Source organism: Burkholderia sp. Ac-20379 (assembly GCF_017104645.1).
Taxonomy (GTDB): Bacteria; Pseudomonadota; Gammaproteobacteria; order Burkholderiales; family Burkholderiaceae; genus Burkholderia.
In genome coordinates, this window is the sequence record NZ_JAAGPF010000286.1 from 1 (window position 1) to 9,714 (window position 9,714).

Below are 9,714 nucleotides of genomic sequence, written 5' to 3' on the forward strand. Positions count from 1 at the left end.
CCTCATGGCTACGCCTCCCCAAGCCCATCCGCCGCTGCAAGGCGGCCAACTCGTGCTCGGCACGATTGCGGTGTCGCTCGCGGTGTTCATGAACGTGCTGGACACTTCGATCGCGAACGTCGCGATTCCGACCATCTCGGGCGATCTCGGCGTGTCGTCGGATCAGGGCACCTGGGTGATCACGTCGTTCGCGGTTGCGAACGCGATCTCCGTGCCGCTGACCGGCTGGCTGACCGACCGGATCGGCCAGGTGCGCCTGTTCCTCGCCTCGATCATCCTGTTCGTGATTTCGTCGTGGCTGTGCGGGCTGTCGCCGACGCTGCCGTTCCTGCTGGTCTCGCGCGTGATTCAGGGCGCGGTGGCCGGGCCGATGATCCCGCTGTCGCAATCGCTGCTGCTGTCGAGCTATCCGCGCGCCCGCGCGCCGATGGCGCTGGCGCTCTGGTCGATGACCACGCTGATCGCGCCGGTGGCCGGGCCGATCCTGGGCGGCTGGATCTCGGACAACTACTCGTGGCCGTGGATCTTCTACGTCAACATCCCGGTCGGCATCGCCGCCGCGATCGTGACGTGGATGATCTACCGCAGCCGCGAATCGGTCACGCGCAAGGCGCCGATCGACGGCGTGGGCCTCGCCCTGCTGGTGATCTGGGTCGGCTCGCTGCAGGTGATGCTCGACAAGGGCAAGGATCTCGACTGGTTCGCCTCGCCCATGATCGTCGGGCTGGCGCTGACGGCCGTGATCGCGCTGGCGTTCTTCGTGATCTGGGAATTGACGGCCGAGCACCCCGTGGTCGATCTGTCGCTGTTCGGCACGCGCAATTTCACGGGCGGCACGGTCGCGCTGTCGGTAGGCTACGGGCTGTATTTCGGCAATCTGGTGCTGCTGCCGCTGTGGCTGCAAACGCAGATCGGCTACACGGCCACCGACGCCGGGCTGGTGCTGGCGCCGGTCGGCTTCTTCGCGATCATCCTGTCGCCGATCACCGGCAAGTTCCTGCCGCGCACCGATCCGCGCTATATCGCCACGGCGGCGTTCCTCGTGTTCGGGCTCTGCTTCTGGATGCGTTCGGGCTATACGACAGGCGTCGACGAATGGTCGCTGATGGCGCCCACGTTCATACAGGGCATCGCGATGGCCGGCTTCTTCATTCCGCTCGTGTCGATCACGCTGTCAGGGCTGCCCGGGCATCGAATTCCGGCGGCATCGGGCTTGTCGAATTTCGTGCGGATCATGTGCGGCGGGATCGGCACGTCGATCTTCCAGACGGCATGGGACCATCGCAACAACTTCCACCACGCGCAACTCGTCGAGCAGGCCAACGTCTACAACCCGGTGTTCAATCAGGCCATCGCGCAGATGAACAGCCTCGGGCTCACCGACCAGCAGGCGCATGGCCTGATCAACCAGATGGCCACGCAGCAGGCGGCCCAGCTCGGGGTGAACGACCTGTTCTATCTGTCGGCGGCGATCTTCGTGGTGCTGATCGGGCTGGTCTGGATCACCAAGCCGGAGAAAGCCGGCGGCGGCGATTCGGGGGCGGCGGCATCGGCCGCGCACTGAGGCGCCACTGCATCGGTTTGCGGCATCGCAAAGCACAACGCCCGGTCGATCGACCGGGCGTTTTTCATGGTGCCGTTGCGTTCACGGCAATCAGCCGGCTTCGCCGCTGACGACCAGCCGTTCCGGCGCCAGCACGCCATCCGTCAGACGCGCGACGCCCAGCAGCCGCTCCGCCTCGTCGTAGACGCGCACGCGCGCGCCCTCCTCGGCGTCGATCGCATGGGCCGCCGCGAGCCGCAAGCGTTGGCCGTGACGGAAACGCTTCGCTTCATCCGCATCGAGCGCCACGCGCGCGAACGTGGACAGCAGCGCATCGACCGGCTGCAGCCATGTGTCGCGCTCGGCGGCCGGCGCATCGGACAGCGCGTCGAGCGTGACGGCATGCTCGAGCGTCAACGCGCCGACGCCGGTGCGACGCAGCGCCACCAGGTGCGCGCCGCAACCCAGCGCCTCGCCGATATCCTCGGCCAGCGTGCGCACATAGGTGCCCTTGCTGCAGGTCACGCGGAACGTCACGTCGGGCAACGCGCACGCCAGCAGATCGAGCGCGTGGATCGTCACCTGGCGGCCTTCGCGTTCGACCGTCTGGCCGGCGCGCGCATATTCGTAGAGCGGCTTGCCGTCGCGCTTGAGCGCCGAGTACATCGGCGGCACCTGCACGATCTCGCCGAGAAAGCGCGGCAACACCGCCTCGACCGCGGCGCGATCGGCCGTGACATCGCGCGTTTCGAGCGCCTCGCCTTCGGCGTCGCCGGTGGTCGTGCGAATCCCGAGCCGCATCGTCGCTTCGTACGTCTTGTCGGCTTCGAGCAGATCCTGCGAGAACTTGGTGGCCTCGCCGAAACACAGCGGCAGCAAGCCGGTGGCGAGCGGATCGAGCGTGCCGGTGTGGCCGGCCTTCTTCGCCAGATAGAGGCGCTTGGCGCGAATCAGCGCATCGTTGCTGGACAGCCCGATGGGCTTGTCGAGCAGCAGCACGCCGTCGAGCATGCGGCGCGGCACGCGCGGGCGTTGGGGAGCAGTCGTCATGACAGGAATCGGCAGCCGGGCTCAGTCGTCCTTCGCGCGCGTCGAATTCGCCTGCTCGATCAAGCGCGACATCTCGACAGCCTTCTCGATGGTCTGGTCGTAGTGGAAATGCAGCGTCGGCACCGTATGGATGTGCAGGCGCTTGAACAGCAGGTTGTGCAGATGGCCGGCCGCGTGGTTCAGCGCATCCTGCGTCTGATGCGGATCGCCCGTCAGCGCCGTGAAATAGACTTTCGCGTGCGCGTAATCCGGCGTCAGCTCGACGCTCTGGATCGTCACGATGCCGATCCGGGGATCCTTCACTTCGCGCATGATCAATTCGGACAGATCGCGCTGGATCTGATCGGCGATTTGCACGTTGCGATTGGGAGAAGTACGTTTCTTCGTCATGGTAAATCCGTCATTCCGTTCATCGAACGGGCGACGGCCGTCGTGCCGTCGCCATGAAAAATGGGCGGGACAGGCCCACGCCTGCCCCGCCCATCAGCGTTCACGTCGGCCTTACAGCGTCCGAGCGACTTCCGTGACCTCGAATACTTCGAACTGATCGCCTTCGACGATATCGTTGAAGTTCTTGATCGACATACCGCACTCGAAGCCTTGCTTCACTTCCTTCACGTCGTCCTTGAAGCGCTTCAGCGAATCGAGCTCGCCCGTGAAGATGACCACGTTGTTGCGCAGCACGCGCACCGACGACGAGCGCTTGACCACGCCGTCCGTGACCATACAGCCGGCAACGAGGCCCACCTTCGGCACCTTGATGACCTGGCGCACTTCGACCGTACCGGTCTGGGTTTCGCGCTTTTCCGGAGCCAGCATGCCCGACATGGCCGCCTTCACCTCATCCACTGCGTCATAGATGATGTTGTAGTAGCGGATATCCACGCCATTCGACTCGGCAACCTTGCGGGCTTGAGCATCGGCACGCGTATTGAAGCCGATGATGACCGCCTTCGAGGCCACCGCCAGGTTGACGTCGCTTTCGCTGATGCCGCCCACCGCACCGTGCACGATCTGCACGCGCACTTCGTCGGTCGACAGCTTGAGCAGCGATTGCACCAGCGCTTCCTGCGAACCTTGCACGTCGGCCTTGACGATGAGCGGCAGGTTCTGCACTTCGCCTTCGCCCATCTGTTCGAGCATGCTTTCGAGCTTGGCCGCCTGCTGCTTGGCCAGCTTGACGTCGCGGAACTTGCCTTGACGGAACAGGGCGATTTCACGCGCCTTGCGCTCGTCCGGCAGCACGATCACTTCCTCGCCCGCGCCCGGCACTTCCGACAGACCCTGGATTTCGACCGGGATCGACGGACCCGCCGACTTGGTCGGCTTGCCGTTTTCGTCGAGCATGGCACGCACGCGGCCGTATGCCGAACCGGCCAGCACGACGTCGCCGCGCGACAGCGTGCCGGACTGCACCAGCACCGTTGCGACCGGGCCCTTGCCCTTGTCGAGCTTCGCTTCGATCACGATGCCCTTGGCGGCGGCTTCGACCGGTGCCTTCAATTCCAGCACTTCGGCTTGCAGCAGCACGTTTTCGAGCAGATCGTCGATACCGGCGCCCGTCTTTGCCGAAACCGGCACGAACGGCGATTCGCCGCCGTACTCTTCCGGCACGACGCCTTCGGCGACGAGTTCCTGCTTGACGCGATCCGTATTCGCATCCGGCTTGTCGATCTTGTTGATCGCCACGACGATCGGAACACCGCCTGCCTTTGCGTGGGCGATGGCTTCCTTCGTCTGCGGCATCACGCCGTCATCGGCGGCCACCACCAGAATCACGATGTCGGTGGCCTTCGCACCGCGTGCACGCATGGCCGTGAAGGCCTCGTGACCCGGAGTGTCGAGGAACGTGACGACGCCGCGCGGCGTTTCGACGTGATACGCGCCGATGTGCTGCGTGATCCCGCCCGCTTCGCCTGCTGCCACCTTGGCGCGACGGATGTAGTCGAGCAGCGAGGTCTTGCCGTGGTCGACGTGACCCATCACGGTGACGACCGGCGGACGCGGCAGTTGCTCTGCATCCGTACCGACTTCGTCGCCTTCGACCAGCAGCGCTTCCGGATCGTCGAGCTTGGCCGCCACGGCGCGGTGACCCAGTTCCTCGACGATGATCATCGCCGTTTCCTGGTCCAGCACCTGGTTGATGGTGACCATCTGGCCGAGCTTCATCATGATCTTGATGACTTCGGACGCCTTCACCGACATCTTGTGCGCGAGATCCGCCACCGAAATGGTTTCCGGCACGTGAACTTCGCGGATGATCGGTTCGGTCGGCGCCTGGAACGACGAGGCGCTGTCCTGATGGCGGCCGCGGCCCTTCGGACCACCGCGCCAGCCACGATCGACACCACCGCTCGAATCGCCACGCGTCTTGATGCCGCGGCGCTTCGATGCGTCGTCCTGCCAGCCGCCCTTGCCTGCGCCTGGCTTCTTGTTACGGTCGCCCGCACCCGGTGCTGCCGTGGTGGTGGCATTCGCGTTCGCCGGCGCCGGCTTCTTCGCTGCGGCGGCCGGGCGTGCGCCCGCTTCGCCTGCCGGCTTGGCGGGCTTGTGCAGCGTGCCCTTGGCTTCGGCGGCCTTCGGCGGCTCGACCGGCTTCGGCGGCTCGACGGCCTTGACCTGCGCACGGCGCGGCGTGGCCATCATTTCGCGAATCGCACGCGCTTCGGCTTCGGCCTTTGCGCGGCGCTTGCTGATTTCTTCCTGCTCGGCACGCGCCTTGTCGGACGCTTCGCGCGCCGCATCTTCCGCCTTCTTTGCCGCTTCGCGCTGGGCCGCACGTTCGGCGGCCGCACGCTCTTCGTCTTGCGACGACGATTCTGCAGCCTGCGGCGCCGCAGCCGGTACCGCTTGCGCCTGCTGCGCACGCGCGGCTTCCTGCTCGGCGGCCTGCTGAGCCGCTGCTTGCTGCTGTGCCGCAGCGGCCGCACGCTTGGCGGCGGCTTCTTCCTCGGCACGGCGGCGCTCGGCTTCCGCAGCCTCTTCGCGGGCACGACGCTCGGCTTCCTCGCGTTCGAGGCGTTCCTGGCGTTCGCGGAGTTCCTGCGCCTGCTTCTCGAGCAGTTCCGCTTCGCGGCTGGCCTCTTCCTCGCGGCGCTTGAGCTCCGCGTCGGCTGCCACGTCCTCAACCTGGTCCTGATCGCCGTCGACGCCGTTCTCCGCGACATCGTCGCGCTTCACGAACGTCCGCTTCTTGCGCACCTCGACCTGAATGGTGCGAGCCTTACCCGTCCCGTCGGATTGCTTGATTTCCGACGTATGCCGGCGGGTCAGCGTGATCTTGCGCTTGTCGGCGTCGGACGAGCCGTGCGATTTACGCAAATGATCGAGCAGACGCGCCTTGTCGGTTTCCGACAGCGCATCGTCTTCACTCGCTTTCTGGACGCCCGCTGCCTGCAGCTGCTCGAGCAGCACACCAGCAGGCATTTTCAGTTCCGCGGCAAATTGGGCTACGTTGTTACTCGCCATTCATTCCTCTTAGTGCAAGGACCGATTCCTTGCGGTTAGCATCGGGTCATGCGGCCTTCCGGCCGCCAAATATCAGTGCGCCATGGTCATTTCTCACTGGAACCAGTGTTCACGTGCCTTCATGATCAGCGCTTTCGCGGCTTCCTCTTCCACGCCGGTCATCTCGACCAGCTCATCGACGGCCAGCTCGGCGAGATCGTCGCGCGTCTGCACGCCGTTTTCCGCCAGCTTTGCCAGCAATTCGGGGGTAATGCCATCGAGGCTCTTGAGGTCGAGCGAAGCATTCTCCACTTTTTCCTCGTTGGCGATCGCCATCGTCAACAGTGCGTCGCGCGAGCGATTGCGCAGTTCGTGCACGGTTTCCTCGTCGAACGCCTCGATTTCGAGCATTTCGTTCAGCGGAACGTAGGCGATTTCTTCGAGGCTCGTGAAGCCTTCGTCGATCAGGATGTCGGCCACTTCCTCGTCGACATCGAGACGCGCCATGAACAGGCCGCGCAGGCGATCGCGTTCTTCACCCTGCTTCAGCGCGGATTCGTTCGGCGTCATGATGTTGATCTGCCAGCCGGTCAGTTCGCCGGCCAGGCGCACGTTCTGACCGCTGCGACCGATCGCGACGGCCAGTTCGTTCTCGTCGACAACCACGTCCATCGAGTGCTTTTCTTCATCGACGACGATCGACTGGACGGCCGCCGGCGCCAGCGCGCCGATCACGAACTGCGCCGGATCTTCCGACCACAGCACGATGTCGATGTTCTCGCCGCCGAGTTCGTTGCGCACGGCTTGCACGCGCGAGCCGCGGATGCCGACGCAGGTGCCGATCGGATCAATCCGCTTGTCGTAGGCGATAACGCCGATTTTCGCACGAACGCCCGGATCGCGTGCCGCTGCCTTGATTTCGAGCAGACCCTGCTCGATTTCCGGCACTTCCATCTCGAACAACTTCATCAGGAATTCGGGGGCCGTACGCGACAGCTCGATCTGCGGGCCGCGAGCGGTGCGATCGACCTTGGCGATGTAGGCGCGAACGCGATCGCCGACGCGAAGGTTTTCCTTCGGAATCAGTTGATCGCGGCGCAGCAGCGCTTCGACGCGGCCCGATTCGACGATGAAATTGCCCTTGTCGAGACGCTTGACCGCACCGGTCATGATCTTTTCGCCGCGCTCGAGATAGTCGTTCAGGATCTGCTCGCGCTCGGCGTCGCGAACCTTCTGCAGAATCACCTGCTTGGCGGCCTGCGCACCGATCCGGCCGAATTCGATCGACGGCACCGATTCTTCGATGTATCCGCCAACTTCGATTTCGGCTTGCTGTTCGCGTGCTTCGAACAGCAGGATTTCGCGATCCGGCTCCTGGAGGCCGGCTTCGTCCGGCACCACCAGCCAACGCCGGAAGGTTTCGTGTTCGCCGCTCTCGCGATCGATATGGACGCGAATTTCGGCGCCTTCGTCGAACAGCTTCTTGGACGCCGAGGCCAGCGCAGCTTCGAGCGCGCCCAGCACGACATCCTTGTCGACGTTTTTCTCGCGCGCCAGCGCATCCACCAGCATCAACACTTCGCGACTCATTGTTTGCGGCTCCTAAAGTCAACTTGCGGAATCAGGCGGGCTTTGTCGATGTCGGCCAGCGTGAAATCCAGCATGGCCGCCTCGCCCTTCTTCCTCTCGAATTCCAAACCGATCGTTTCGCCGTTCGGCGCATGCAGAATGCCGCGGTAGGTCTTGCGGCCTTCCAGCGGTTTTTTCAGGGTGACGGAGATTTCGCTCCCGGCGAACCGCTCGAAGTCGGCGAGCTTCTTCAGCGGTCGGTCGAGGCCCGGGGACGAGACCTCGAGCCGTTCGTAATCGATGTTTTCGACCGTCAATACGTGCTGCAGCTGACGCGTCACCTTTTCGCAATCGTCGATCGCGATGCCGGCGGGCTGGTCGATGTAGATGCACAGCATGCCGCGCCCGGTGCGCTCGAGATCGACCAGCTCGTAGCCGAGCGCGGTGACCGTGGTTTCAATCAATTCCGTCAGTTGCACAGTGTCCTCTCAGGTGTTCGCGCTCGCCGTTCGCGATTCACCCGCAGACGCGCGCCTTGCCGGCGCAGGAAGCGCTACCCGAGATGCCCAACCGTTTCAGCAAAAAAAAATGGGCGAAACGCCCATCTTCTTACTCTGGTGGTCGCACCTAGGCCGCACAACAAATCCGTACGCCCAGCGACTTTGCGATTATAGCGTTTTTAAATAAAAACGCAAAGTATCGCCTCATCAAGCCGGCCCGCCGGGCCGGCCTTTCATCGTATTTCCACGGCGGCCAGGCCGCCGCCGATCAGCGCCCGCGCGAGCGGTTGCGCTGTTGTTGCGGGCGTTGCTGGCCACCACGGGCGCCACCGGCCGAGCCGTTGCCGTCGGCCCGGTTGCCGTTCGCATTGCCGCGGGGCCCTTTGCCGGCGGCGGCGCTGCCGCCTCGCTTGCTGCCGTTCGCGCCGTACGACAGGCGATTGCCGTCGACATCGCCACCGCCGCGACGGTTGCCGCCCGGCTTGCCACCGCCATACCCGTTACCGGGCTGACCGCCACCGTAACCGCCCGTGCCCGCGCCGAAGCCGCCGCCACCCGGCGCACCACGACGGCCGCCGCGGCGCGGCTGGTCGAGTTGGCCGTGGGTCGTCAGCACCGGCTCGCGGTTGATGAAGCCCATCGAGGTTTCCATCGGATCCGGTTGGCGGCGCTCGCTCGGCGCGCCACGCTTGCCCCCCTTCTCTTCGGCGGCAATCTTCAGGCCGACGGTCGCCATCAGCTTGCGGACTTGCGCCTCGTCAAGCTCCTCCCAACGGCCGCGCTTCAGGCCGCGCGGCAGCGGGATTTCGCCGTGGCGCGTCCGGATCAGCCGGCTGACCATCAGGCCGACGGCCTCGAACATGCGGCGCACTTCGCGGTTGCGGCCTTCGGCCAGCGCGACGTGATACCAGTGATTCGTGCCTTCGCCGCCGCCGTCGCGGATGCGCAGGAAATTGGCCGGGCCGTCGTCGAGCTCGACGCCGTGCAGCAGCTTCTGGCGCGAGGCTTCATTCAGCTCGCCGACCACGCGCACCGCGTATTCGCGCTCGACGCTGTAGCGCGGATGCATGAAACGGTTCGCCAGATCGCCCGACGTCGTCAGCATCAGCAGGCCTTCGGTGTTGAAGTCCAGCCGACCGACCGCGAGCCACTTCGCCGTTTTCATCGGCGGCAGGCGGTCGAACACCGAGGCACGGCCTTCCGGATCGGCATGGCTGACGATTTCGCCGGTCGGTTTGTGATACAGCAGCACGCGCGGCGGCTTGCTTTGCAGCTTGCGGCGCACCGGCTTGCCGTTGATTCGAACCTGGTCGGTCGGCAGAATCCGCTGGCCGATATGGGCCGGCTCGCCGTTGACCGACACGCGGCCCGCCACGATCAGTTCTTCCATGTCGCGACGCGAGCCCATGCCGGCTTCGGCCAGCACCTTGTGCAGCTTCGGCGCGTCGTCTTCCGGCGTCAGCACGCGCTTGGCCGTCTGCTGGCCGCGGCGCAGCATCGGCGCACGCGCCCCATTGCCGCCCGCCGAATTGTCGGCGTCGAACGCCGGCGACGTGACATACGAGAAGATGTCGTCGGCCGACGGCGCGGCGCTTTCGGCGGCCG

Annotated in this window: 7 protein-coding genes; 1 reads left to right on the forward strand and 6 read right to left on the reverse strand. The window is 65.1% G+C overall.

What is annotated here, in order from left to right; translation table 11 throughout:
* The first annotated feature begins 4 nt into the window (after nt 1-4).
* Nucleotides 5-1,564: a DHA2 family efflux MFS transporter permease subunit gene (locus G3N92_RS26250; RefSeq protein ID WP_206130511.1), complete on the forward strand. Its 1,560-nt coding sequence runs from the start codon at nt 5-7 to the stop codon at nt 1,562-1,564.
* Between the two features lie 90 nt (nt 1,565-1,654).
* On the opposite strand, the gene truB is transcribed toward G3N92_RS26250, so the two are convergent.
* The 6 genes from truB to rluB form a co-directional block, all read right to left on the reverse strand.
* Complete coding sequence (truB, locus tag G3N92_RS26255) at nt 1,655-2,593, reverse strand: tRNA pseudouridine(55) synthase TruB (RefSeq protein WP_206130505.1); 939 nt, start codon at nt 2,591-2,593, stop codon at nt 1,655-1,657.
* A gap of 21 nt (nt 2,594-2,614) precedes the next feature.
* Nucleotides 2,615-2,983 (reverse strand): 30S ribosome-binding factor RbfA, encoded by a 369-nt coding sequence (gene rbfA, locus G3N92_RS26260; RefSeq protein ID WP_206130506.1) that lies wholly within the window; start codon nt 2,981-2,983, stop codon nt 2,615-2,617.
* A 111-nt stretch (nt 2,984-3,094) separates the two neighbouring features.
* On the reverse strand, nt 3,095-6,061 hold the full coding sequence (gene infB / locus G3N92_RS26265; RefSeq protein WP_206130507.1) for a translation initiation factor IF-2: 2,967 nt from the start codon (nt 6,059-6,061) through the stop codon (nt 3,095-3,097).
* Between the two features lie 93 nt (nt 6,062-6,154).
* Nucleotides 6,155-7,630 (reverse strand): transcription termination factor NusA, encoded by a 1,476-nt coding sequence (nusA, locus tag G3N92_RS26270; RefSeq protein ID WP_206130508.1) that lies wholly within the window; start codon nt 7,628-7,630, stop codon nt 6,155-6,157.
* Entirely contained in the window at nt 7,627-8,088 is a 462-nt protein-coding gene (gene rimP / locus G3N92_RS26275; protein WP_206130509.1) for a ribosome maturation factor RimP, read from the reverse strand. Before rimP ends, nusA begins: the two co-directional genes overlap by 4 nt.
* 289 nt (nt 8,089-8,377) lie before the next feature.
* Nucleotides 8,378-9,714: 23S rRNA pseudouridine(2605) synthase RluB (gene rluB, locus G3N92_RS26280; RefSeq protein WP_206130510.1), on the reverse strand; the 1,337-nt coding region annotated here is incomplete at its 5' end.

Excerpts from the sequence above, each read along its gene's own strand:
- G3N92_RS26250 (WP_206130511.1), top strand. The coding sequence starts at position 5 with ATGGCTACGCCTCCCCAAGCCCATCCGCCGCTGCAAGGCGGCCAACTC.
- truB (WP_206130505.1), bottom strand. The coding sequence starts at position 2,593 with ATGACGACTGCTCCCCAACGCCCGCGCGTGCCGCGCCGCATGCTCGAC.
- rbfA (WP_206130506.1), bottom strand. The coding sequence starts at position 2,983 with ATGACGAAGAAACGTACTTCTCCCAATCGCAACGTGCAAATCGCCGAT.
- infB (WP_206130507.1), bottom strand. The coding sequence starts at position 6,061 with ATGGCGAGTAACAACGTAGCCCAATTTGCCGCGGAACTGAAAATGCCT.
- nusA (WP_206130508.1), bottom strand. The coding sequence starts at position 7,630 with ATGAGTCGCGAAGTGTTGATGCTGGTGGATGCGCTGGCGCGCGAGAAA.